Raw genomic sequence first — 24258 nt, forward strand, 5'->3', positions numbered from 1 at the left:
TGAGCATGTTCGCTGGGGACGTAACGCGGTAATCATCCTGAATGTTCCCCCGAATTGACCTGCAGCACACCTAGAAGTAGGTCCAGCGCCTCCTGACAGGTGTGCGCGCGGATGTTCTCACGCGAGCCGTTGAGCAGCAGGTCCCGGTGCCAGACCTGGTTTTCCGGGCCGGCGACGGCCACGTGCACGGTGCCGACCGGCCGGCCGTCCTGGGGGTCGGGCCCGGCCACGCCGGTGACGGCCAGGCCGTAGTCGGATCGGGCCAGCGCGCGCACCCCCGCCGCCATCGCGGCGGCCACGGCCGGGTGCACGGCGCCCTCCCTGGCCAGCAGGTCCTCGGGCACGCCCAGCAGCCTGGCCTTGAGCTCCGTCGCGTACGCGATGACGCCCCCCGCGAAGGCCGCGGACGCGCCGCTGGGCGTCGTCAGGGCCGCGCCGATCAGGCCGCCGGTCAGCGACTCGGCCACGGCCACGGTCGCCTTCCTGCCGACCAGCGCCGCGAGGATCTCCGAAGCCGTCATGCGGCCCGCGACCTCCTCGCCACCTGCCGCAACCGGATCGCGCGGAACACGTAGTCCAGGCCGGTGGCCACGGTCACCAGCAACGCCAGCGCCATCGCCGACCAGCGGGCCAGATCGGGCACGCCCGGCCACATGTAGAGCGCGATGGCCAGGATCTGCAGCACGGTCTTGACCTTGCCGCCGTAGCTGGCCGGGATCACCCCATGCCGGATAACCGCGAACCTAAGCAAAGTCACGCCCAATTCTCTGGCGATGATCACCACGGTCACCCACCAGGCGATCTCGCCGAGCAGCGACAGGCAGACCAGCGCCGAGCCGATCAGGGCCTTGTCGGCGATCGGGTCGGCGATCTTGCCGAAGTCGGTGACCAGGCCGTAGCGCCGGGCCAGCCAGCCGTCCAGCTGGTCGGTGAGGGAGGCCACCAGGAAGACCGCCAGCGCGGCGATCCGCCAGCCCTGGCCAGGCGCGAACAGGAAGACGATGAAGACCGGGACGATCGCCAGCCGCGCCACGGTGAGCGCGTTGGCGATGTTCCAGGTGCTGACCATCGGTCTCGCCTCCAGGCCGCCGGCCGCGTCAGGAACCGCCGCCGAGACCATGGGGGCCTCGGCGCCGGACTTCTGTGCGGTCTGCTCGCTGCTCTCGCTCACGAACCAGCCTTGATACGGGCGATCAGGTCAACCCCTTCCGAATCCACCGCGACGGCGCGGACGATCTGGCCGGGCAGCAGGCCGATGCCCTGGACGGTGACCGCCCCGTCGACCTCGGGGCCCTGGTGGGCGGCGCGGCCCTCGTAGCCGCCGTCGCCCAGATCCTCCTCGATCAGCACCTCCAGCTCGGTGCCGATGCGCTCCTCGGCGCGCTGGGCGGTCAGCTCCTCGGCCAGCTCGGTGAGGGCCGCCACCCGCTGCTCGACCTCGTCCGGGTCCAGCTTGCCGTCGAAGGAGGCGGCCTCGGTGCCGTCCTCGTCGGAGTAGCCGAAGACGCCGATGACGTCCAGCCTGGCCTCGGTGAGGAAGTCGGCGAGCTCGGCGAACTGCGCCTCGGTCTCGCCGGGGAAGCCGACGATGAAGTTGGAGCGCACGCCCGCCTCGGGGGCGCGCTCGCGCACCTGGGCCAGCAGGTCCAGGAACCGCCGCGGGTCGCCGAACCGGCGCATCCGGCGCAGCACCGGGCCGCTGGCGTGCTGGAACGACAGGTCGAAGTAGGGGGCGACGCCCTCGGTCGCGGCGATCACGTCGAGCAGGCCGGGCCGGAGCTCGGCGGGCTGCAGGTAGCTGACCCGGACCCGGTCGATGCCGTCCACCCCGGCCAGCCGGGGCAGCAGCTTCTCCAGGGCCCTCAGATCGCCCAGATCCTTCCCGTACGACGTGGAGTTCTCGCTGACCAGCACGAGCTCCCGGACGCCCTGCTCGGCCAGCCAGGCCGCCTCGGCGACCAGATCGTCGGGCTGGCGTGACACGTAGGCCCCGCGGAAGGCCGGGATGGCGCAGAACGTGCAGCGCCGGTCGCAGCCGGAGGCCAGCTTGAGCGAGGCCACCGGGCCGCCGCTGAGCCGCTTGCGCAGCGTCCGCGGGCCACTGGCCGGGGCCAGGCCGGCCGGCAGCGCCCCGTGGCCGGGGATGTGCGCGCTGCCGTTGACCCGCTCGACGGGGCTGATCGGCAGCAGCGTGCGCCGGTCGCGCGGGGAGTGCGGCTTGAGCGGGCGACCGGCGAGCACGTCGTCGAGTCGCCCGCCGATGTCGGTGTAGTCGTCGAAGGAGATGACGGCCGCCGCCTCGGGGAGCGCGTCGGCCAGTTCGGCCCCGTAGCGCTCCGCCATGCAGCCGGCCGCGACCACTTTGGCGCCGGAGTCGGCGGCCGCCAGCAGCGTGTCGATCGAGTCCTTCTTCGCCGACTCGATGAAGCCGCAGGTGTTCACCACGATGACGTCCGGGTCATCGTCCCCCAGTTGCCAGCCCGCGGATTCCAGGCGCGCGGCCAGCTCTTCCGAGTCGACCTCGTTACGGGCGCAACCCAGGGTGACCATCGATACGGTTCGGCGAGAAGACATGATGAAACTACGGTATCGGGAGTCGGAACCTACCGGGGACGCGGGACCCCCGGCCCGTACGTCCGGCGCACCGTCTGTCCCGATCTTCCTGGAGCTCCAAGGTCCTTGCCGTTGACCACGACGCGCATCGCCCCGGCGTCCCCGAAGGTCATCTTGATCTTCTTGCGGGCCTTGAAGGTCTCCGAGTCGCCTGAGGCCATCATGCCCTGATAAAGGATCTTGCCCTTGACGTCCCGTACGTTCACCCAGGCCGCGCTGGTGGCCGAGATCTTCACGGTGACCAGGTCGGCCACCGCCGTGACCGGCCGGGTCAGCGGCACCGCGGGCGCCGGCTTGGCCGGAGCCTTGGGTATCGCCGCGCCCGCCTTGGCCGCGGTCTGTGTCTGCGAGGACTGCGAGCCCATGATCCGGACCAGCCCGAACACCATCGCGATGCCCAGCGCGATCGCCATCGCCATGGTCCAGTTCGGCGTGCGCCGCTCGTACAGCTTGATGGGGGTGTCGCCCTTGAACATCTCGGACGCGCGGACCTGGACCTGGAGCCCGCCGTACGAGTCGTTGTACTGCCGGACCAGCGCGTCCGGATCCAGGTTGAGTTCTTTGGCCATCGATCGCAGATGGCCGCGCGCGTAGAAGTCGCCGCCGCAGATGGAATAGTCATCCCGTTCCACCGCGTTGATCACGGCTTCCCTGATCCGCGTGCGTTCACTCAGTTCGGCTACGGACAGTCCCGCATGCTGCCGTGCCTCCGCCAGAATTGCCCCGATTGACATAGGTCAACGCCTCCCGCCGCCCGACGTTGCGTAGTTATTCATATTCAATCAGTCACCTTCACGGCGTTGAGCAGCGGGGTCCCCTTTGTCCAACAAAGGGGCTAGGCGTCGGTATTTGCCGGGGGTTCGCCACCGCGCAGGTCGGCCAGCAGGCCCGGCAGCTCATCGGGTTTCACCTTGACCTCGCGGGCCTTGGAACCCTCGCTCGGGCCGACCACGTTCCGGCTCTCCAGCAGGTCCATCAGGCGGCCCGCCTTGGCGAAGCCCACCCGGAGCTTGCGCTGGAGCATCGAGGTGGAGCCGAACTGGGTGGTGACGATCAGCTCGGCGGCCTGCACCAGCAGATCCAGGTCGTCGCCGATCTCCTCGTCGATCTCCCGCTTGGCCACCGCCGAGGCGGCCACGTCGTCGCGGTACTCGACCTGCATCTGCGCCTTGCAGTGGGCGACGATCTCGGAGATCTCCTTCTCCGAGACGAACGCGTTCTGCAGCCGCATCGGCTTGCTCGCGCCCATCGGCAGGAACAGCGCGTCACCCTGGCCGACCAGCTTCTCGGCGCCCGGCTGGTCCAGGATGACCCGGGAGTCGGCCAGCGAGGAGGTGGCGAACGCCAGCCGGGACGGCACGTTGGCCTTGATCAGGCCGGTCACCACGTCCACCGACGGGCGCTGGGTGGCGATGACCAGGTGGATCCCGGCGGCGCGGGCCAGCTGGGTGATCCGGACGATGGAGTCCTCCACGTCGCGCGGGGCGACCATCATCAGGTCGGCCAGCTCGTCCACGATCACCAGCAGGTACGGATACGGCTGGTAGACCCGCTCACTTCCCGGCGGCGGCACGAGCGTGCCCGCGCGGACCGCCTTGTTGAAGTCGTCCACGTGCCGGAAGCCGCTGGCGGCGAGGTCGTCGTAGCGGCGGTCCATCTCGCCCACCACCCATTCGAGGGCCTCGGCGGCCTTCTTGGGGTTGGTGATGATGGGGGTGATCAGGTGGGGGATGCCCTCGTACATATTGAGTTCGACCCGTTTGGGGTCGACCAGGACCATCCGTACCTCGTCCGGGGTGGAGCGCATCAGGATCGAGGTGATCAGGCCGTTGATGCAGGTGGACTTGCCCGCGCCGGTCGCGCCGGCGATCAGGATGTGCGGCATCTTGGCGAGGTTGGCCACTATTGTGCGGCCCTCGACGTCCTTGCCGAGCCCGACGATCATCGGATGGTGGTCGGCCTGGGCGACCTGCGAGCGCAGCACGTCCCCCAGCGACACCAGATCCTTATCGGTGTTCGGAATCTCCACCCCAATAGCGGATTTTCCGGGAATGGGCGACAGAATCCGGACGTCGGCGGATTTAACGGCATAAGCGATGTTCTTGGCGAGGGCGGTGACCTTCTCCACCTTCACCGACGGGCCCAGCTCGATCTCGTAGCGGGTGACCGTCGGGCCCCGGGTGAAACCGATCACCTGGGCGTCGATGGCGAACTGCTCCAGCACGCTGGACAGCGCGTTCACCACGATCTTGTTCGCCTTGGTCTCCGCCTTGGGCGCGCTGCCCGGGCGCAGCGCCATCGCGTCCGGCAGGGTGTACGGACCGGCCTGCGGCGACAGCACCAGCTGCTCGACCTTGCGCGGCGCGGGCGTCGGCTCCGGCGGCGACAGCGGGGGTTCCGGCGCCGCGGCCACGGGCTCCGGCTCGAACCCCGGCATGATCTCCGGTGAGTTCTCCTTGATCACCGGGGTGTCGTACGGCTTGACCCGGTCGCCCACCTCCGGCTCCGGCTTGGTCCGCTTGCGCTTGCGCGGCGGCGCCGTGGACGGCGGCGCGCTGCCCTCGGCGGGCCGCTGGAACAGCAGATGCCGGATCTCCGACAGCCGCTCCGGCACGCGGTGCACCGGCGTGGCCGTGATCACCAGCACCCCGAACCCGGACAACATCAGCAGCAGCGGGATCGTCACGAACGCGGGCAGGATGCTGGCGGGCGGCGCCGACACCACGAACCCGAGCATGCCGCCCGCCTGCGACACCTTCTCCATCCCGTCCCCCGGCCCCCCGGACGGGTACGGCGTGTCATGCGCCACGTGCACGACCCCGAGGATCCCGGCCAGCAGCGCGGCCCACCCGATGACCATGCGCCCGGTCTCGGCGTTCTGGTCCGGATGCCGCAGGAACCGCCAGGACAGCAGCGCCATCAGCACCGGCACCGACCAGGCCAGCGACCCGACCGCGCCGTGCACGATCGCGTCGACGACGGTGGCGAACTCGCCCTTCTTGTCCCGCCAGGTCAAGGCCGCGAGCGTGATCGATCCGGCCAGCACGGCGAATCCGGCGCCGTCGCGCCGGTGTACGGGGTCCAACTCCTTCGCCCCCTGTCCCAGCGACCGTACGGCGCCGCCCATGCCGTTGGCGACCAGCAGCCAGAGCCCGATGACCAGCTTGCCGATCATCATGAAGACCCAGCTGACCGGATCCTGCCCGGTGCCGACCGACCGTTTCGGCGCGGCCTTGCGGGCTGCCGGACGCGCGGGCGCACGCCGCCCCGAGGATGATGGCGTCCGCTTCGCGGCAGCCGGACGAGAGCCGGAGCGCTGGGCAGGGCGCTTTCCGGATCCGCTTCCAGACGCACGGGTGGCCATGATGACCAACGTACGACGCGAGACCTGCGGGAGTCATGGCGGCACGCCGTCGGCCGGACGAGAAAGAGCTCCGGTCGCCCCGGCGGGCCGGGGCGACCGGAGCCGGCATCACCGGTAGGAGATGTCGGAGGCGTTGTAGATGCAGTTCACGCCATCGGCACCGCTGCCGATCTTGGTGGGCTCACCGGAGGTGGTGCCCCGGTACTTCTCGCAGACCACGACCGCCCTGCTCGGGTCGTTGACGATGGTGACGCCGGAGATGCGGGCGGTGTCGCCATAGTTGGTGTTGATCCCGGCGATCGCCGACGCGGGCCTGGTGACGGTGATGTTCGAGATCACGACATTCCGCTGGTGCTGGGTGGAGCAGTTGCCGCACGAGCGGTAGACCTTGCCGATGTTCTGGAACTGGAAGTTCCTGATGTACATCGTGCCGGGGCCGTTGTGCTGGAAGACCTTGTCGGACGCCAGTCGCGCGCCGCCGCCGTCGATGGTCATGGTCTGGGACGAGGAGCTGCCCCGGAAGGTGGCGGCGTCCTCGCCGACGTCCTCCCACCAGACGTTCTGCAGCGTGCAGGTGCCCATGCAGTGGATGCCGTCGGCGGCCGGGGCGCCCAGGATGACGTTGCGCAATGTGGCGCCGTTGGCCAGCTGGAAGATCGGGCCCTGGTCCTCGTCCTGGCTGCCGCTGCCCAGGTCACCGGTGCCGTAGTAACGCCTCATCCCGCCGTCCAGGGTGCCGCTGACGCTGATCGTCGTCGGCACCGCCTGCTGCCCGTTCGCGCTGGGCCAGCCAGGAAGAGGCGGGTTCGTGGTCGGGGTGACCGAGGGGGTGGGGGTCGGGGTGGGGGTGACGGTCGGGGTGGAGCCCGCGGGCGCGAAGTTCCAGTGCTTGCTCGTCACCGAGTCGCACGAGTTCTGCTGCGCGATCGCGCCGGTGGCGGTCGAGCTGTCCTTGATGTTCAGGCACTTGGCGCTGTTGACGTTGATCACCCGGTAGAGCGAGCCGACCTGGGTGAGCGTCCACGTCTGCGAGGTCGCGCCGTTACAGGTCTGCTGCTGCACGGCCTTGCCCGCCGACGTGCTGGCGCCGACGACGCCGAGGCACTTGCCGCTGTGCGCCGCGGCGAGGCGGAAGCCGCTCCCCTGCGTCGCCAGGGTGAACCGCTGGTTGGTGCCGCCGGTGCAGGTGAACTGGATCACCGACGCGTTGTCGGCCGTGCTGAAGTTGAGGACGTCAAGGCACTGGCCGCTGTTGCCGTTGACCAGCGTGTACGTACCTGGCGCCGGCGCGGCCGAGGCCGTGCCCTGGGCCACGACGGCGACGGCCGCCGCCAGCACCAGGCCGAGCGCGAGGGTGAGACTTCGTCGTAACACGATCAGTTTCCCTTCGGAGAGTTGATCTTCAAAAGCAACGCCCCGGACAGGTCAGGTGGCCGGGACATACGAGAAGGGCGTTGGTGGAAGTGCGATGGCCTCCCTTCCTTTAGTCGGTACGCACAACATAAGCAGGACGTTCCATGTAGCGGAACAGTACGGGCCCAGAGATCTCGCCGAAATGCACGAACAGCACACCCTCCCTGAAAGTTTCAACTTCGCTTGTTCTATGTATTGACACATCATTCTGTGTAGTGAAACCTCCTCAGCACAAGGAGGAGGCAGAATGTCCGTTCTCGATTGGTCCGTCCTGGCCGCGTACTTCATCGTGATGATCGGCATCGGCATCTGGTCCAAGGGCCGCATCGCCACCGTCATCGACTTCTTCACCGCACGCGGGAAGATCCCCTGGTGGCTGGCCGGCATCTCGCATCACATGTCCGGCTATAGCGCGATCATGTTTGTCGCGTTCGCGGCGGTGGCGTACACGTACGGGCTGGCCATGTACGTCTGGTGGGCGCTCACCATCGGCCTCGGCGTCGGCATCGGCGCGTTCCTGTGGGCGGCGCGCTGGAACCGGCTGCGCTCCAAGCACGGGGTCGCCTCGCCGCTGGAGTATCTGGCCCGGCGCTACAACCTGCCGGCCCAGCAGGTGCTCGCCTACAGCGGCGCGCTGCTGAAGGTGGTCGACATCGCCGCCAAGTGGGTGGCCATCTCGATCCTGCTGAAGGGCTTCGCCGGGATCCCGATCGGGTGGGGGATCCTGATCACCGGCGTGGTGACCATGGTCTACATCACGGCGGGCGGGCTGTGGGCCGACGTGCTGACCGACTTCGGGCAGTTCGTCATCCAGGGCGTGGCGGGGATCGCGATGTTCCTCGCCGTTCTCGCGCACCTGGGCGGGGTCTCCACGCTGTGGACGATGTGGGAGCGGTTGCCGGCGGGGCACGGGGATCCGTTCGCCGGGCCGTACACCGGGACGTTCTTCCTGGCGCTGCTGTTCATCAAGACCTTCGAGTACAACGGCGGCATGTGGAACCTGGCGCAGCGCTACATGGCCGCGCCCTCCGGGAGCGCGGCCAAGCGCTCGGCGCTGCTGTCCAGCGGCCTGTGGCTGGTCTGGCCACTGATCCTGTTCATCCCGATGTTCGCCGCGCCCCTCATCGTGCCGGGCCTCGCCAACCCCGAGGAGGCCTATGTACGGCTGGCGCAGACCCTGCTCCCGCAGGGCGTGATCGGGCTCGTGCTGGCCGGGTTCTTCTCGCACACGATGGCCATGGTGTCCTCGGACGCCAACGTGATCTCCTCGGTGATCACGCGGGACATCGCGCCGGTGCTGGTCCGCCGGGTCCGGCAGCTGACCGACCACGCGCAGCTGACCTTCGCCCGGGTGACCACGTTCTCGTTCGTGCTGATCAGCATGGTGATCGCGATCTCCACCGAAGGGCAGGGCGTGGTGCTCAAGATCGTCGTCGACCTGGTCGCGGCGACGATGGGGCCGATCTCCATTCCGCTGATGCTGGGCATGTTGCCGTGGTTCCGGCGGAGCGGGCCGACGGCCGCGATCGTGTCCTGGGCGGCCGGGCTGAGCGTCTGGGCGTACATCAAGTGGATCATCGAGTCCACCGATCAGGCGATGGTGGTAGGGGTGCCGCTGGTGACCTCGCTGGTGCTCTACGTCGTGGTGGGCCTCCTCCGGCCAGAGAACACCAGGGACCGGGACGAGCTGATCGACTCGCTGGACTCCGATCCGGCGGAGCAACCGGCCCGCGCATGAGAAAGACCCCGCCGCGGCGGGGTCTTTCGCGTTGTGTGTTAAGCAGAAGGCCTACTTATCGGATTCCAAGGTGCCGCCGTTGGCCACGTCAGACTTCTCGATCTCCCAGAACACGATGCGCACGGCCTCCTGGCGGGCCTTGAGGATGTCGACCGCCGCTTCGGTCACGGCGGCCACGAAGTCCCGGCGCTGGTCCATCGTCCGGCCGGACAAGAGCTCCACAGTGATGTTGGGCATTAGAATCCTCCTCAGGCGTTGCGTAACATAACATCATATTCCGCTACATGAAACAAGGTGAGTATGGACGTCGTCGTGATGGGCGAACCGCTGGTCGAGTTCTCGGCGGACCGGGCACTGACCGAGGCCGAGACCTTCCGGCTGTCGTTCTCCGGCGACGCGCTCAACGTGGCGGTGGCGGCGGCCTCCGCCGGGGCCAGGACCGCGCTGGTCACCCTGCTCGGCGAGGACGAGTTCGGGGCGCGGCTGATCAGGTTCGCCGGGTCACGCGGCGTGGACACCCGCTGGATGGTCCCCGGACCCGGCTCCACGGGCGCGTACGCGGTCGGCGCGGACCCGAGCGGAACCCGCGCCTTCGCCTACATGCGCCACGGCAGCGCCGCCTCCCGCCTCTCCGCCGCCGACCTCCCCGGCTCCCCCGTCGCCGACGCCCGCGTCCTGGTGCTCAGCGGCATCACCGCCGCCCTCTCCGACAGCTGCGACGCGGCCGTGCGCACCGCGGCCCGCGCCGCCACCGGCCTGGTCGTGTACGACCCCAACTACCGCTCCCGCCTCACCGGACCGGAGGCCGCGACAACCACCCTGGCGGCCGTCGCCCCCCACACCGCACTCCTGAAGATCTCCGCTCCCGGCGACAGCCTCGCCCTCCTGGGCACCGCCGACCCCCGGGAGACCGCCCGCCGCGTCCGCCAACTCGGCGCCCCCGCCGTCGCGGTCACCATGGGCGCCGACGGCGTCCTCCTCGACACCGGAGACTTCGCGGACCTGGTCCCCGCCGTCCCCACCCCCGTGATCGTCGACCAGACCGGCGCGGGCGACAACTTCACCGGCGCCCTCGCCGCCTGGCTGTCCCGAGGCGCATCCCTCCTGGACGCGGTCCGCGCCGGCACAGCCGCCGCCTCGATCTCCCTGGCGGGCCAAGGCGGCACCGGAAGAGTCGCGGACACCCTCGAAATCGAAAGCCTGCTCGCGGAAACAGTCAGCGGAGCGTGAGCGTTGTGGGTGCGCCTAGGGCGAGTGAGACCTCGCGGGCCGCCGAGACGATTTCCGGGGCCAGTTCGCGGAGGGCTTCGCGTTCCAGGTCCATGGCGAGGGTGGAGATCGAGATGCCGCCGAGGACCTGGCCGGTGTGGTCGAAGACGGCCGCGCCGACGCAGCGGATGCCGGGGACGTTCTCCTCGTCGTCGACCGCGTAACCGAGGGCCCGTACCCGGCTCAGGTGGGCGAGTAGTTCTTCTTCGCCGGTGATGGTGTTGGGCGTGAGCCGTACCAGCTCGGTGCGGGCGCAGATGGCGCGGACCTCGTCGTCGTCGAGCTGGGCGAGCACGGCCTTGCCGATCGCGGTGCAGTAGAGGCGCAGGCTCATCCCGACCCGGGACGGCATCTGGTAGGGCCGCCGCCCCTCCAGCTTCTCCACGTAGACCGCTTCGTCCCCGCTGCGAATGGCGAAATGCGTGGTGAAGCCGGTCCTCTCATGCAATGCCCGGAGCGCGCCGGCCGCCTGCCGAGCAGGGTCGAACCGGCTCATCACCCGCCCGGCGAGCGTGAGAATGCGCGGGCCTGGCTCGTATCCCCCGTTCCCGTCCGTACGGGCGAAACCCCACTCCACGAGCGACTGCAGGATGCGATGCACGGTCGACTTGGACACGCCGGTGGCCGCCGCGATGTCGGTGATCCGGTGATGTTCGGCGATCGCCTCGAGAACCGCGAGCGCCTTGTCGATGGAACTGCCTTCCCTCACCACAACCCGAGCCTACTATCGGGCCAGCCAGCCGCCGTCCACGGCCAGCACGTGGCCGTTGACGTAGTCCGACGCGCGCGCCGCCAGGAAGACGGCCGCGCCCTGGATGTCATCGGGAGTGCCCCACCGCCCCGCCGGAATCCGCGCCCGGATGGCGGCCTCCCGCTCGGTGTCGGCGCGCAGCACGGCGGTGTTGCCGGTCGCGACATACCCGGGCGCGATCGCGTTCACCTGCACGCCCGTCCCGGCCCATTCGCAGGCGAGCGCGCGGGTCAGCCCGGCCACCGCGTGCTTGGCGGCAGTGTACCCGGGCACGGTGACACCGCCCTGGAAGGAGAGCATCGACGCCAGCATGATGATCTTCCCGGTGCCGCGCGACACCATCGGCGCGCCGAACACCTGGCTGAGCAGGAAGACCGCGTCCAGGTTGACGTTGAGCACGTCCTTCCAGTCGCGGTAGGAATGCTCGGCGGCGGGGGCTCTGCGGATGATTCCGGCGTTGTTCACCAGGACGTCCACCTGCCGGACCCGCAGCAGCTCGGCGGCGGCGGGCCCGATGGCGGCAGGCAGCGCCAGATCGAGGACCCAGCGGTCGGCCTTGCGCCCGAGCGCGACCACGTCGGCTTCGACGTCGTCCAGGTCGTCGCGGTGACCGTGCAGGACCAGGTCGGCCCCCGCCCGGGCGAGCCCGACCGCGATGGCCCGCCCGATGCCGGTCCTGGCCCCGGTGACCAGCGCGGTCCGGCCCGCCAGCGAGAAGAGCGTCACCGCAGGCCGCCGATCGCGACCAGGTCCATGTCCTCGTACGCCTGGTTCTCCCCGCCCATCGCCCACACGAAGGAGTAGCTCCGGGTGCCGAACCCGCAGTGAACCGACCACGGCGGCGAGATCACCGCCTGCCGGTCGGCGAGGATCAGGTTGCGCGTCTCGGTGGGCTCGCCCATCAGATGCACGACCCGGTGCTCGGGTTCGAGATCGAAGTACAGGTACGCCTCCGTGCGCCGCCGGTGGGTGTGGCAGGGCATCGTGTTCCACATGCTCCCGGGCGCGAGCACGGTCACCCCGAGCACCAGCTGACAGCTGCGCACCCCTTTGGCATGGATGTGCTTATAAATCACCCTCTCGTTTGCGCCTTCCCGGCCGCCCATCCGCACCGGTTCGGGATCGGCGGACTTCATGGTCGGGAAGGTCGTGTGCGCGGTGGTCGACACCAGGTAGAACGCCCCCGCGGCGAAGGTGACCTCAACCGCTCCCCTGCCGATGTAGAGGCACTCCTTGCCCGCCAGCGGGTAGGCCACTCCGTCCACGGTCACCACGCCCGGCTCACCGACGTTCACGACGCCCAACTCCCGGCGTTCCAGGAAATATGCCGATCCGAGCGGCTCTGGACAGGGCAGCGGCAACGGTTCGGGACCGGGAATCACCCCACCGAGGACCAGACGATCCTCATGCACGTAGAGCAGCCGCACCTCGCCCGCCGCGAACAGGTCCTCGGCCAGGAACCGGGCCCGCAGCCCGCTGGTGCTCATGCCGGGGATCTGGTCGGGCGCGGTGGCGTGCCTGATGTCCATACGAGCTCCGTATTCCATTACACAGAACATATGATTGCTACATGGAACACCTATGAGCATAAAGAAAGCTCACCTGGAGCGGAAGCGGTAGTCCGTTCGCGCGGTGAACTCCTCGCCGGGGCGGAGCACGGTGGACGGGAAATCGGGCTGGTTCGGCGAGTCGGGGAAGTGCTGGGTCTCCAGGCACAGCCCGGCATGCGGGCCGTACGGGGTGATCTGGGGGTTGAGCATGCCCCCGGCGTAGAACTGCACCCCCGGCTGCGTGGTGGCCACCTCAAGCGCGAGATCCTCGTGCTCGACCCGGATCTTCACCCCGTCCCCCGGGTTGAGGACGTAGTTGTGGTCGTACGCCCCCTGGATCCGCTCCCCCACCCGCCGAGGAACCCGGAAGTCGAACGGCGTCCCCTCGACCGAGGCGATGCCGGTGGGGATCTTGTGCTCGTCCACCGGCGTGTACCGGTCAGCGTCGATCATGACCACGTGATCGAGCACGTCACCCGAGCCCGCCAGGTTGAAATACGAGTGATTGGTCAGGTTGAGCACGGTCGGCGCGTCGGTGAACGCCGAGTAGGAGATGCGCAGGCCGCCCTCGCCCAGCGTGTAGGTGACCGAGACGCGAAGCGTGCCCGGGTAGCCCTCCTCGCCGTCCGCGCTGACATAGCTGAGCCGTAGCAGGGAGTCCCCGTCCGGATCGGCGATCCAGACCCGCTTGTCAAACCCCTTCAGCCCGCCGTGTAAGTGCGCGGTCCCGTTGTTCTGGGCGAGTTCATACGGTTTCCCGTCCAGCTCGAACCGGCCGTTCGCGAGGCGATTGCCGTACCGGCCGACGACCGCCCCGAAATACCGGCTCCGAACCCGGTAGTCGGCCAGGGTTTCGCAGCCGAGCACGACATTCCGCCCGGCCACCTCCAGCGACTGGATCACGCAACCGTAGGTGAGCACGCGCGCGGTCAGCTCGCCCGACGTGAGCGTGTACCGCTCGACGCTCTCCCCCTCGGGCGTGACGCCGAAATGTTCGGATTTCATGGAGGCACCGGTCCCGTCGAATCGCGGATGATCAGATGGGTGGCCAGGGTGGCGAGCGCGGGGGTGGCCGTCTCGCCCGCGCCGACGAGCTGGAGCAGCAGGTCCACGGCGGTCCGGCCGGCGGCCTCGGTCGGCATGGCCACGGTGGTCAGTTTGGGCCGGGTCAGGCGGCCCGGCACGATGTCGTCCACGCCGACCACGCTGATCCGCCCCGGCACCTCGACGCCGCGCTCGTCCAGGCCCTCGACCAGGCCGATCGCCATCAGGTCGTTGTAGGCGAGCACCGCGGTCACATCCGCGGCCAGCACCGCGTCGGCCGCGGCGAGGCCGCCGTGCTCGGTCGGCGAGTTGGGCCCGAGGATGGACAGCTCGATGCCGTCCACGGCGCGGGCCGCGTCCGACATCTCCCTGCTCGTCCAGGATCCGGCCGGACCGGCCAGCAGCGCGATCCTGCGGTGCCCGAGCGTCATGAGGTGCTCGATCGCCAGCCGCGCGCCGTTCCCGACGTCCATCAGCACCGTGGACATGCCCTTCAGCCGCCGGTTGACCACGACGAACGGCACGTCCTCGCTGAGCTTCTCGATGGCCCGGTTGGACAGGCGCGGGCTGCACAGCAGCACCCCGTCCACCTGCTTGGTCAGGGTCTGGATGAGCTCCTCCTCGACCTGCGGATCCTCGTCGGTGTCGGCGACGAAGACGTGGTAGTCGCGGAGCCGGGCGTGCGCCTGGGCGGCCTTGATCAGCGGCGGGAAGAAGGGGTTGGAGATGTCGGCCACGATCAGCCCCAGGTTGTGGGTCCGCCCGGTGGTCAGCGCCCGGGCCGCCCGGTTGGGGCGGTAGCCGAGATCCTCCGCGATCGCCAGCACCCGGTTCCGGGTCTCCGGATTGACCAGGTGCGGCGCCGAGAACGTCCGGGAGACGGTCGAGACGTGCACCCCGGACGCCCGAGCCACGTCACGGATCGTCGCTGCCACAGAACCCCTTTCCACCGCTTTGAGCGCAGATTACTGCAAGCGGTTGCATCAGTGTCAAGCGGAGCAAATCCACCTCTTGACGTTTCCTGGGGGTGAATGCCATGTTTCATGCAACCGGTTGCAGAACTTCCCCTCCGAACTGAAGGAGTTACCGGCCATGGCGGTCGCCGTGGAAGGAAGACGCCGCCGACCTCGGCGGCCAGGAAAATCAAGAACCCCATACGTTCTGATCGCGCCGGCTGTCGTGGCGATGCTCGGGTTCCTCGTGTACCCGATGGCCAGCGTGCTCTACTACAGCCTGCAGCACTACAACGTGAGCAAACCCTGGGAGGACGGCTTCGCCGGCCTCGCCAACTTCCAGGCCCTGCTGGACGATCCGCTGTTCTGGCAGAGCCTGGGCTTCAGCGCCAAGTGGGTGCTGGTCGAGGTCACGCTGCAGCTGCTGTTCGGCCTGGCGCTGGCGCTGATCGTCAACGAGACGTTCGTCGGCCGCGGGCTCTCCCGCGCGCTGGTGTTCTCGCCGTGGGCGGTCTCCGGGGTGCTCACCACGGGCATCTGGATCCTGCTCTACAACCCGACCACGGGCGTCTTCCGCTACCTGGCGGACCTGGGCATCGGCTCGTACGACACCGCGCCGCTGGCCGACCCGAACACGGTGTTCACCGCCGCCGTGGTGGCCGAACTGTGGCGCGGGGTGCCGTTCTTCGCCATCCTGCTCCTGGCCGACCTGCAGACGATCAACAACGACCTGTACGAGGCCGCCGCCGTCGACGGCGCGAGCCGGATCCGCCGCTTCGTCCACATCACGCTGCCGCACCTCAAGGACGCGATCATCCTGTCCACCCTGCTCCGCGCGGTGTGGGAGTTCAACAACGTGGACCTGCTCTACACGCTGACCGGCGGCGGCCCCGCCCACCAGACCACCACGCTCCCGCTGTACGTGGCGGCCAAAGCCGTGCAGTCCCACGACTTCGGTTACGGCTCGGCGCTGACCACGGTCGCGTTCCTGATCCTGACCTTCTTCTCGATCGCCTATCTCAGGCTGAGCAAGTTCGGAGCGCGCACGTGACCACCACCCTCCCCCGCGCCCAGCTGCCCGCGCCGGTGCGCACGCCCCCGCCCAGGAGCCGATCCCAGCGGGTCAGCCGCTGGCAGATCTACCTGCCGCTCGGGCTCTACCTGCTGTTCACCCTGGTCCCGTTCTACTGGATGCTGGTCTTCGCGTTCCGCCCGCGCGGCTCCGACTCGCTGCTGCCGTGGCCGATCACGTTCGACAACTTCGCCACCGTGTGGACCGGCATGGGCTTCGGCGTGTTCTTCCAGAACAGCCTGCTGGTCGGCGTCGCCTCGCTCGTCTCCACCACGGTGATCGCCCTGTCCGGGGGTTACGCGCTGGCCCGCTACGCCTTCCGGGGGCGCCAGCTGTTCCTGGTCGCGATGCTCTGCACCCAGTTCATCCCGGGCGCGATGATGCTGATCCCGCTGTTCGAGATCTTCCGCACGCTCGGCCTGGTCAACTCGCTGTGGGCGCTGGTGATCGCCGAGACGGTGTTCCAGCTGCCGCTGTCGCTGATCCTGATCAGCGGATTCATCCGCAACATCCCGGTCGAGCTGGAGCAGGCGGCCTGGGTGGACGGCTGCAGCCGGTTGCGCGGCTTCTTCGCGGTCGTGCTGCCGATGCTGCGCCCCGCGCTGGTCGCGGTGGGTTCGTTCGCGTTCATCCACAGCTGGAATAACTTCCTGTTCGCGCTCATGTTCGTCAGCGAGCAGGAGAAGTTCACGCTGCCGGTCGGGCTGGCGTTCACCATCGGCGAGTTCAGCGTGGACTTCGGCGCGCTGGCCGCCGGGGGCGTGGTCGCCGCCGTGCCGGTGGTGCTGGTGTTCGCGGTCATCCAGCGCTATCTCGTGCAGGGCATGTCGGCCGGGGCGGTGAAGGGCTGATGCGCGTCCTGGTCACCGGCAGCGCCGGACGGTTCGGCCGCAGCGTGGTCGTCGCGCTGGCCCAGGCCGGGCACGAGGTGATCGGCATCGACACCGCGCCGGGCTCCCCGCCGGAGGCGGCGGTCACGCTGCCCGCCGACCTGACCGATCTGGGCGAGGCGTTCAGCGTCATGAACCGGTTCCGGCCGGAGGCGGTCGTGCATCTGGCGGCGGTGGCGACGCCGTTCAGCCGTACCGACGGGCTGACGTTCCGGGTCAACAGCGCGCTGGCCTTCAACGTCTGCGAGGCGGCGACCGCCGTCGGCGTCTCGCGGATCGTGGTGGCGAGCAGCCCGACCGTGATCGGGTACGGCGCGCCCGGCGGGTGGACGCCCGCCTACCTGCCCATCGACGAAGCCCATCCGGCCGCGCCGTGGAACGCCTACAGCGTGTCCAAGCTGGTCGCGGAGCAGGTGATGGCCACGTTCGCGCGCTCCCATCCGGAGCTGCGGCTGGCCGCGATCCGGCCGTGTTTCGTGGTCGCGCCGGAGGAGTGGGAGGGCATGCCCACCCAGTCCGGGCACACCATCAGGGAGCGGCTGGACCGGCCGGACATCGCCGGGGTGTCGCTGTTCAACTACGTGGACGCCCGGGACGCCTCCGACCTGCTGCTGGCCCTGATCGAGCGGCTCTACGAGCTGCCCAGCGGCGAGGTGTTCTTCGCCGGGGCCGCCGACGCGCTGGCCCGGGCCCCGCTGGCGGAGCTGCTGCCCCAGGTCATCGGTTCCACCGCCGGGCACGCCTCCGGGCTGACCGGCACCCTGCCGGCGTTCTCCTCGGCCAAGGCGGAACGCCTGCTCGGCTGGCAGGCCAAACGCAGCTGGCGCACCGAACTGGGAGATCTCTCGTGAACCTCACCGGCGTCCTGTTCTTCCCCGTGACCCCGTTCGGCCCGGACGGGCGGCTGGCCGGTGACGTGCTGGCCGAGCACATCGCGGCGGGCCTGCGCCACGGCCCCGGCGGGGTGTTCGTGGCCTGCGGCACCGGCGAGTTCTCCGCGCTGTCGGAGGCCGAGCACGCCCGCGCCGTACAGATCGCGACCGCGACCGTGGCCGGGCGCGTGCCGGTGGTGGCCGGGGCGGGCGGTCCCCTCGGGGCCGCGCTCGCCCAGGCCCGCGCGGCCCGCGACGCGGGCGCGGACGGCCTGCTGCTGATGCCGCCCTACCTGGCCAAAGGCCCGCGCGGCGGCTACCTGGAGTACGTCCGCGCGGTCGCCGCCGTAGGCCTGCCGATCATCGTGTACGCCCGGGACGCGGTCGTCCTGGAACCCGAGGACGTCGGCGAACTCGCCGAGATCCCCGGCGTCGTCGGCCTCAAGGACGGCATCGGCGACATCGACCGCATCCAGCGCATCGTTCTCGCCGCCAAGCCGGGCTTCACGTTCTTCAACGGCCTGCCGACCGCCGAACTCACCATGCCCGCCTACCGCGCGATCGGCGTCACCCTCTATTCCTCCGCCGCCTTCGCCTTCGCCCCAGAGATCGCCCTGGCCTTCCTCAACGGCCACGACCGCCTGCTCACCGACTTCTACGCCCCCCTGGTACGGCTCCGCAGCCGCGTCCCCGGCTACGCCGTCTCCCTGGTCAAAGCAGGGGTACGCCTCCGGGGCCTGGACGTCGGCCCGGTCCGCCCGCCGTTGACCGACCTGTCCCCTGACCATCTGGACGAGCTGGACGGGCTCATCAAGACCGGGCTCAGCCTGCTATGACGATCACCGGGCTGCGCACCGTGTTACATCGGGCCGAGTTACCCCGCCCGTGGGGCCCCGACGTGTCCGCCAATCACGTGATCGCCTGCGAGCTCACCCTGGCCGACGGGGGCGTGGGCACCGGCTTCTCGTGGACGCCAAAGATCGGCGCCACGGCGGCTCAGTCCCTGCTCGACGGCGAGATCGTCGAGTTGGTGACCGGTCTGCCCGCCCACCCCGAGCTCGTCTGGGATCACCTGTGGTCATCGCTGCGGGAAGCCGGGGGCGGCGGGCTGACCACGATCGCGCTGGCGGCGGTGGACATCGCGCTGTGGGATCTGCGGGCGCTGCGGGCCGGGCTCGGCCTGGCCGATCTGCTCGGGCGGCGGCGCGACAGCGTCCCGGTCTACGGCAGCGGCGTGAACCGCCATTATTCGCTCCCCGAACTCGTCCAGCAGGCCCGGCGCTGGACCGGCTACCCGGCCGTGAAGATCAAGGTCGGGCGGCCCGACGACATCGAGCGGGTGGCCGCCGTCCGTGCGGCGATCGGCCCGGACGTGCTCCTGATGATCGACGCCAACCAGCGCTGGAATCTCCCCCAGGCCCGGCGGGCGATCGCCTTATTGGAACCGTTCGGGCTGCACTGGGTGGAGGAGCCCCTTCCCGCCGACGACATCGACGGTCTGGCCCGGTTACGGGCGCTCGTCGACGTCCCGATCGCGGTCGGCGAGAGCAACTACACGATCTACGAGTTCCGGGACCTGCTCGCGGCGGGCGCGTGCGACATCGTGCAGCCCAACGTGGTCCGGGTCGGCGGCATCACTCCGCTCCTCCGCATCGCCGAACTCGCCAGGACCTACTCAATCCCGACATATCCGCATTTGCTGCCCGAGCTGTCGGGGCAGCTCGCGCTGGCGCTGCCGCTGCCGTGCATGGTCGAGGACGTCGAGGACGCCTCCTTCGCCGCGCTCGGGCTGATGGCCGCCTCTCCCGTCGAGCTCGGGCCCGGCGGGCTGAAAGTACGGGACCACCTGGGCCATGGGATCCGCTTCCAACCGATGGGAGGCCGCAGATGAACGGCACGGCTCGACGTGAGACCCCGGCGCCCCGCCTGACCCGGGCGCCGGTGCCGGTCGTGCTGGTCGGCGCGTACGGGCACGGGTGGTGGCACCTGGAGAATCTGCGCAGGCTCACCCAGGCCGGAATTGTCCGGCTGGCGGGGGTGTGCGATGTGCGGCCGGTGGAGCCGGAGCGGCTGCGCGGGCTCGGGCGGCCGGAGCAGTCCGAGGATCTCGGGCGGCTGATCGAGCGGACCGGGGCGAAGATCACGATTCTGGTGACGCCCATCCAGACCCACGCCGAGCTGGCGGTCCGGGCGCTGGAGGCGGGGTCGCATCTGCTGCTGGAGAAGCCGCCCGCGGCCACCTTCGCCGGGTTCCAGCGGATCTCGGCGGTGGCCGCGCGGACCGGTCTCGGCTGCCAGGTGGGGTTCCAGAGTCTGGGGTCCGCGGCGATTCCGGCCATCCGGCAGCTGATCGCCGATGGGGTCGTGGGGCGGGTGAAGGGGATCGGGGTGGCAGGAGCGTGGGAGCGCGACACCGCGTACTTCACCCGCTCCGCCTGGGCCGGGCGGCGGCGGGTGGGTGGGGTCGAGGTGGTGGACGGGGCGCTGACCAACCCGTTCGCGCATGCCGTGGCGACCGCGCTGGCCGTCGCCGGGGGCGGGGACGCCGACGAGGTGACCGGGGTGGATGTGGAGCTTTATCACGCCAATCCCATCGAGGCGGATGACACCTCGTGCCTGCGCATCCGGCTGGCGGACGGGCCGCCGATCACGGTGGCGGTGAGCCTCACGGCGTCGCGGCGGCACGAGCCGTACGTGATCGTGCACGGCACCGAGGGGCGGATCACGCTCACGTACACGCTGGATCGGGTGCGGGTGGAGCGGGTCAGCCGGGAGGTGACCACGGTGGTGCACGCGCGCGGCGACCTGCTGGAGAACCTGGTCGCGCACGTACGCGACGGTGATCCGCTGCTGGTGCCGCTGGCCAGGACGGGCGCGTTCATGCGGGTGCTGGAGACGATCCGGCTGGCGCCCGATCCGCTGCCGATCCCGGACGAGCATCAGGAGATCGACCGGGACGAGCGTGGGGCGGTCGTGCGGCGGGTGCTGCCGGGGATCGCCAACCTGACCGCGCGCAGCGCCGAGCATCTGGCGCTCTACTCCGAGCTGGACGTGCCGTGGGCCACGCCACGGGCGGTGTTGCGGGTGCGCGAGCGGGCGGTGGCCGAATACAGCTGGCGGCCGGAGCTGGCGACCACGTTGTCGCCCCGGCCGTACCTGCATCCGGTGCGGACGCTCGGCGGGGTCACGGTGACCGAGCTGAACCCGGCCGATCACGTGCACCACCTGGGGGTGTCGGTCGCGATCGCGGATGTGGGCGGGCGTAATTTCTGGGGCGGCCGGACCTATGTCCGGGATGTCGGGCCGACCTGGCTGGACGACCATGGGGTGCAGCGGCACCTCACCTTCGTCCGCCGCGACGAGCACGGATTCACCGAGACGCTGCGCTGGGCTGGGCCCGACGGGGTCGAGATCCTCGACGAGGAGCGCACCGTGACGGCGGTGCCGCTGGGCGGGTGCTGGGCGCTGGACTTCCGGTTCAGGCTGACCAACCTGACCGGATCCCGGTTGCTGGTGCAAAGCTCGGCCACCAAAGGCCGGGCGGGCGCGGGATACGGCGGCTTCTTCTGGCGGGCGCCCGGCTCCTCGACCGGCCGCTCTGCCTTCACCCCGGACGGCGGCGAGCCGCACGGCAGCCGCGCGCCCTGGCTGGCCATGTCCGGCAGCGCGGCCGAGGGCGACTGGACGCTGGTCTTCGTCCAGGACGCGGATCCCTGGTTCGTCCGGGTCGAGGAGTACCCGGGCGCCGGGCCCGCCCTGGCCTGGGATCAGCCCTTGGTGGTGGAGCACACGCTCACCCGGCGAATCGTCACGGTCGTAGCGGACGGGCGGCTGACCCGCGCGCAGGCCGAGACGCTCGCCACCCAAACGTCGGGGGGACAACCGAAAAGAAAGGCAGAGGATCATGGCTAAACGCCTGTTCATCTCCGCGATCGTCGTTATGACCGCACTGTCCGGGTGCGGCGGCGAAACAACCCCTTCTGGCGACGCCAAAACGAAGATCACCTTCTGGGACGACAACGGCGGCCCCGCCCGCACCCCGGTGTGGGAGCACATCATCGCCGAGTTCGAGAAGGCCAACCCCACCGTCGACGTGCAGTATGTCGGCATCCCCATCGCCCAGGCGCAGCAGAAATACGACACCGCCATCGCCGGCGGCGGCCTGCCCGACGTGGGCGGCGTCTCCACCGCGATGCTCGGCAACATGGTGGCCCGCAAGGCGCTCGACCCGGTCGACGACAAGATCGCGGCCGGAGCCCTGAACGGCAAGCTCAACGAGCAGGTCGTCACCACGGTTAAGGCGACCGTGCCGGACGGCAAGACCTACATGGTGCCGCTGTCGACCAACATGGGCGTCTTCTGGTACCGCACCGACTGGCTCAAGGAAGCCGGGCTCGAACCCCCGCAGACCTGGGACGCCTTCTTCACCACCGTGGAGAAGCTCACCGACAAGGACAACAACCGCAACGGCTTCACCATCCGCGGCGCCGCCGGATCCATCGCCCAGATGCTCGAAGTCGTGTACGGCCAGTCCGGCATCACCGAGATCTTCGACGCCACCGGCAAGTCCACGGTGAACGACCCGAAGAACGTGGCGGCGCTGGAACGCCTGGTCAAGCTCTACAAGGCGCACACCCCCACCGCCGACGTGACCAACGACTACCCCAAGATGGTCGCCCAGTTCGACGGCGGCAGCATCGGGATCATGCAGCACAACCTGGGCTCCTACAACGACCACGTGAAAACGCTCGGCGCGGACAAGGTGGCGGCGCTGCCGGTGCCCCGCCCCGCCGAAGGCGCGGGCCGGGTCGTGCTGTCCAACCCGGTCGCCGGGATCGGCGTCTTCTCCAGCGGCAAGAACAAGGACCTCGCGTTCAAGTTCGCCGAGTTCGCGGCGTCCAAGGAGATGGACAGCTACTGGGCCGACAAGACCGGCGTGCTGCCGGCCAACACCGACGTGAACGGGGAGGCCTGGATCGGCGAGCGGCAGCACATCGCGGCCGCCGTGGAAGTGCTCAACGACCCGGCGACCAAGATCGTGCAGATGCCGTACTACCTGCCGGAGTTCAACGCGATCACCAAGACCGACGCGGAGCCGGTGTTCCAGAAGGTGCTGCTGGGCGAGGCGCCCGCGAGCCAGCTGCTCGACCAGATCGCGAACGCGCTGACCGAGGCCCAGGCCGGGTGGAAGCAGCGCAACGGCGGGTGACCCACTCCGACCACCGCGCGTCTCCCGCCCCCTGACCTGGCGGGAGCCGCGCGGACCCTCTTTTCCTTAGGGAGTTCTTCTAACCATGCGCAAAACCGCTCTGGCGACGGCCTTACTGGCCGTTTCCGCCCTCCTGACCGCGCCCGCCTCCGCCGTGGAACTCGGCCGCCAAACGCTCCCCGCCGGTGACGGCTGGGGTTCCGAAGGCGCCGGTACGACCGGCGGGTCGGCCGCCACGACCACCTACACGGTCTCCACCCGCGCCCAGTTCGTGGCCGCACTCGCCGCCCCCAGCCCGAAGATCATCTACATCAAGGGCGTCATCGACGGCAACACCTCCGACACCGGCGCTCAGCTGACCTGCGCGTCGTACGCGACGGGTGGCTACACCCTGGCCGGATACCTGGCCGCCTACGACCCCGCGACCTGGGGCACCGCGGACCCATCCGGGCCGATGGAAGACGCCCGCGCCGCCTCCGCCGCCGCGCAGACCGCGCACATCAAACGCAAGGTCAGCTCCAACACGACCATCGTCGGCCTCCGCGGCGCCACCCTACGCGGCTTCAACCTGCACGTGGACAAGGCCGACAACGTCATCATCCGGAACATCACCTTCGAGGACGCGTACGACTGCTTCCCGCAGTGGGACCCAACCGATGGAGCGACCGGAAACTGGAACTCGCTCTACGACAACATCTCGGTGACCGGGTCGACGCACGTGTGGGCCGACCACAACACCTTCACCGACGGAACCAACCCCGACTCCTCACAGCCGGTGTATTTCGGGCGCCCATACCAGGTCCATGACGGCCAACTCGACATCACCAACGGCTCCAACTTCGTGACCGTCTCCTGGAACGTGTTCCGCGGCCACGACAAGACCATGCTGATCGGCTCCACCAACACCCCGACCCAGGACCTCGGCAAACTCAAGGTCACCGTGCACCACAACACGTTCGACACCACACTCCAGCGCCTGCCACGAGTGCGGTTCGGCCAGGTACACGTCTACAACAACTACTACGAGATCCCCGACCCTGCCGACTTCGTCTACGCCCTCGGCGTCGGCGTCCAGTCCCAGATCTTCGCCGAAAACAACTTCTTCCGCCTCGGCCGCGCCGTCGACCCGGCCACCCTCCTCTTCAACTGGGGCGGCACCGCCCTAACCACCCGAGGCGACGTCCTCCGAGTCGGCGGCAAGGTAACCCCCATCAACCTGGTGGCCGTCTACAACGCCAAAAACGACCCCGACTTCCTCCCAGACGCAGGCTGGACCCCAACGCTGCACACAGCAATCGAACCCGCCGAAGACGTCCGGCGCTCGGTGTCACGGCACGCGGGGGCAGGCGAGATCTCCTAGATCACGCAAGGAGGGACAGCTGACCGCCTGCGAGAGCCCGGGGCACCGGCCACGTACCTGTGACCGGTGCCCCGGAACCAAGCGGATAAGGCGTCCTGGAAACCTGACGCCGACCTGTGCTGATCATCTGAACATGCGCGACGAGCTTGGAGGCCAGATC

Annotated in this window: 22 protein-coding genes; 10 read left to right on the plus strand and 12 right to left on the minus strand. The window is 69.4% G+C overall.

Features of this window, described 5'->3' with window-relative positions; translation table 11 throughout:
• Nucleotides 1-32: 32 nt before the first annotated feature.
• From ABGB08_RS00170 to ABGB08_RS00195, 6 genes are all read right to left on the minus strand, one after another.
• On the minus strand, nt 33-521 hold the full coding sequence (locus tag ABGB08_RS00170; RefSeq protein WP_347584330.1) for a nicotinamide-nucleotide amidohydrolase family protein: 489 nt from the start codon (nt 519-521) through the stop codon (nt 33-35).
• Nucleotides 518-1069, minus strand: a complete 552-nt coding sequence (gene pgsA / locus ABGB08_RS00175) for a CDP-diacylglycerol--glycerol-3-phosphate 3-phosphatidyltransferase (RefSeq protein WP_347585806.1) — start codon at nt 1067-1069, stop codon at nt 518-520. The genes ABGB08_RS00170 and pgsA overlap by 4 nt, the downstream gene beginning before the upstream one ends.
• A 98-nt stretch (nt 1070-1167) precedes the next feature.
• A complete protein-coding gene (rimO, locus tag ABGB08_RS00180; protein ID WP_347584331.1) occupies nt 1168-2574 on the minus strand; it encodes a 30S ribosomal protein S12 methylthiotransferase RimO in 1407 nt (468 codons plus the stop codon).
• 29 nt (nt 2575-2603) lie between these two features.
• The gene (locus ABGB08_RS00185) at nt 2604-3347 is read right to left on the minus strand and encodes a RodZ domain-containing protein (RefSeq protein WP_347584332.1); all 744 of its coding nucleotides are present in this window, start codon (nt 3345-3347) and stop codon (nt 2604-2606) included.
• Between the two features lie 101 nt (nt 3348-3448).
• Nucleotides 3449-5977, minus strand: coding sequence for a DNA translocase FtsK 4TM domain-containing protein (locus ABGB08_RS00190; protein WP_347584333.1), 2529 nt, complete (start codon nt 5975-5977; stop codon nt 3449-3451).
• Nucleotides 5978-6085: 108 nt separating this feature from the next.
• Nucleotides 6086-7351: a pectate lyase gene (locus ABGB08_RS00195; protein ID WP_347584334.1), complete on the minus strand. Its 1266-nt coding sequence runs from the start codon at nt 7349-7351 to the stop codon at nt 6086-6088.
• Nucleotides 7352-7637: 286 nt separating this feature from the next.
• Between ABGB08_RS00195 and ABGB08_RS00200 the strand changes: the two genes are divergently transcribed.
• Nucleotides 7638-9128: a sodium:solute symporter family protein gene (locus ABGB08_RS00200; protein ID WP_347584335.1), complete on the plus strand. Its 1491-nt coding sequence runs from the start codon at nt 7638-7640 to the stop codon at nt 9126-9128.
• Nucleotides 9129-9179: 51 nt separating this feature from the next.
• Here the strand turns inward: ABGB08_RS00200 and ABGB08_RS00205 are convergent, their stop codons facing one another.
• A complete protein-coding gene (locus tag ABGB08_RS00205) occupies nt 9180-9365 on the minus strand; it encodes a tautomerase family protein (protein WP_155351773.1) in 186 nt (61 codons plus the stop codon).
• A 63-nt stretch (nt 9366-9428) separates the two neighbouring features.
• Here ABGB08_RS00205 and ABGB08_RS00210 point away from each other — a divergent pair, with 63 nt between their 5' ends.
• Complete coding sequence (locus ABGB08_RS00210) at nt 9429-10358, plus strand: sugar kinase (RefSeq protein WP_347584336.1); 930 nt, start codon at nt 9429-9431, stop codon at nt 10356-10358.
• On the opposite strand, the gene ABGB08_RS00215 is transcribed toward ABGB08_RS00210, so the two are convergent.
• The 5 genes from ABGB08_RS00215 to ABGB08_RS00235 form a co-directional block, all read right to left on the minus strand.
• The gene (locus ABGB08_RS00215) at nt 10345-11106 is read right to left on the minus strand and encodes an IclR family transcriptional regulator (protein ID WP_347584337.1); all 762 of its coding nucleotides are present in this window, start codon (nt 11104-11106) and stop codon (nt 10345-10347) included. The two genes, ABGB08_RS00210 and ABGB08_RS00215, sit on opposite strands and share 14 nt — an antisense overlap.
• 15 nt (nt 11107-11121) lie before the next feature.
• Nucleotides 11122-11874, minus strand: coding sequence for an SDR family oxidoreductase (locus ABGB08_RS00220; RefSeq protein ID WP_347584338.1), 753 nt, complete (start codon nt 11872-11874; stop codon nt 11122-11124).
• On the minus strand, nt 11871-12677 hold the full coding sequence (gene kduI, locus ABGB08_RS00225; protein WP_347584339.1) for a 5-dehydro-4-deoxy-D-glucuronate isomerase: 807 nt from the start codon (nt 12675-12677) through the stop codon (nt 11871-11873). Before kduI ends, ABGB08_RS00220 begins: the two co-directional genes overlap by 4 nt.
• 69 nt (nt 12678-12746) lie before the next feature.
• Nucleotides 12747-13703, minus strand: coding sequence for an aldose epimerase family protein (locus tag ABGB08_RS00230; RefSeq protein WP_347584340.1), 957 nt, complete (start codon nt 13701-13703; stop codon nt 12747-12749).
• On the minus strand, nt 13700-14677 hold the full coding sequence (locus tag ABGB08_RS00235) for a LacI family DNA-binding transcriptional regulator (RefSeq protein WP_347584341.1): 978 nt from the start codon (nt 14675-14677) through the stop codon (nt 13700-13702). Before ABGB08_RS00235 ends, ABGB08_RS00230 begins: the two co-directional genes overlap by 4 nt.
• A gap of 157 nt (nt 14678-14834) precedes the next feature.
• On the opposite strand from ABGB08_RS00235, the gene ABGB08_RS00240 reads away from it, so the two are divergent.
• The 8 genes from ABGB08_RS00240 to ABGB08_RS00275 all read left to right on the plus strand — a co-directional run bounded on the left by ABGB08_RS00240 (nt 14835) and on the right by ABGB08_RS00275 (nt 24098).
• A complete protein-coding gene (locus tag ABGB08_RS00240; protein ID WP_155360388.1) occupies nt 14835-15746 on the plus strand; it encodes a sugar ABC transporter permease in 912 nt (303 codons plus the stop codon).
• Nucleotides 15743-16618 carry a carbohydrate ABC transporter permease gene (locus tag ABGB08_RS00245; RefSeq protein WP_347584342.1) on the plus strand — a complete coding sequence of 292 codons (876 nt, stop codon included), beginning with the start codon at nt 15743-15745 and terminating at the stop codon, nt 16616-16618. Before ABGB08_RS00240 ends, ABGB08_RS00245 begins: the two co-directional genes overlap by 4 nt.
• Nucleotides 16618-17508, plus strand: coding sequence for an NAD(P)-dependent oxidoreductase (locus ABGB08_RS00250; protein WP_347584343.1), 891 nt, complete (start codon nt 16618-16620; stop codon nt 17506-17508). The genes ABGB08_RS00245 and ABGB08_RS00250 overlap by 1 nt, the downstream gene beginning before the upstream one ends.
• Nucleotides 17505-18365, plus strand: a complete 861-nt coding sequence (locus tag ABGB08_RS00255) for a 5-dehydro-4-deoxyglucarate dehydratase (protein ID WP_347584344.1) — start codon at nt 17505-17507, stop codon at nt 18363-18365. The genes ABGB08_RS00250 and ABGB08_RS00255 overlap by 4 nt, the downstream gene beginning before the upstream one ends.
• Complete coding sequence (locus ABGB08_RS00260) at nt 18362-19420, plus strand: mandelate racemase/muconate lactonizing enzyme family protein (protein ID WP_347584345.1); 1059 nt, start codon at nt 18362-18364, stop codon at nt 19418-19420. The genes ABGB08_RS00255 and ABGB08_RS00260 overlap by 4 nt, the downstream gene beginning before the upstream one ends.
• A complete protein-coding gene (locus tag ABGB08_RS00265) occupies nt 19417-21441 on the plus strand; it encodes a DUF6807 family protein (protein ID WP_347584346.1) in 2025 nt (674 codons plus the stop codon). The genes ABGB08_RS00260 and ABGB08_RS00265 overlap by 4 nt, the downstream gene beginning before the upstream one ends.
• The gene (locus ABGB08_RS00270) at nt 21434-22738 is read left to right on the plus strand and encodes a sugar ABC transporter substrate-binding protein (RefSeq protein ID WP_347584347.1); all 1305 of its coding nucleotides are present in this window, start codon (nt 21434-21436) and stop codon (nt 22736-22738) included. The genes ABGB08_RS00265 and ABGB08_RS00270 overlap by 8 nt, the downstream gene beginning before the upstream one ends.
• Nucleotides 22739-22823: 85 nt before the next feature.
• A complete protein-coding gene (locus tag ABGB08_RS00275) occupies nt 22824-24098 on the plus strand; it encodes a pectate lyase (protein WP_347584348.1) in 1275 nt (424 codons plus the stop codon).
• Nucleotides 24099-24258 lie beyond the last annotated feature (160 nt).

It is taken from the genome of Acrocarpospora sp. B8E8, from assembly GCF_039871605.1.
In the GTDB taxonomy this organism is placed as follows: Bacteria; Actinomycetota; Actinomycetes; order Streptosporangiales; family Streptosporangiaceae; genus Acrocarpospora; species Acrocarpospora macrocephala.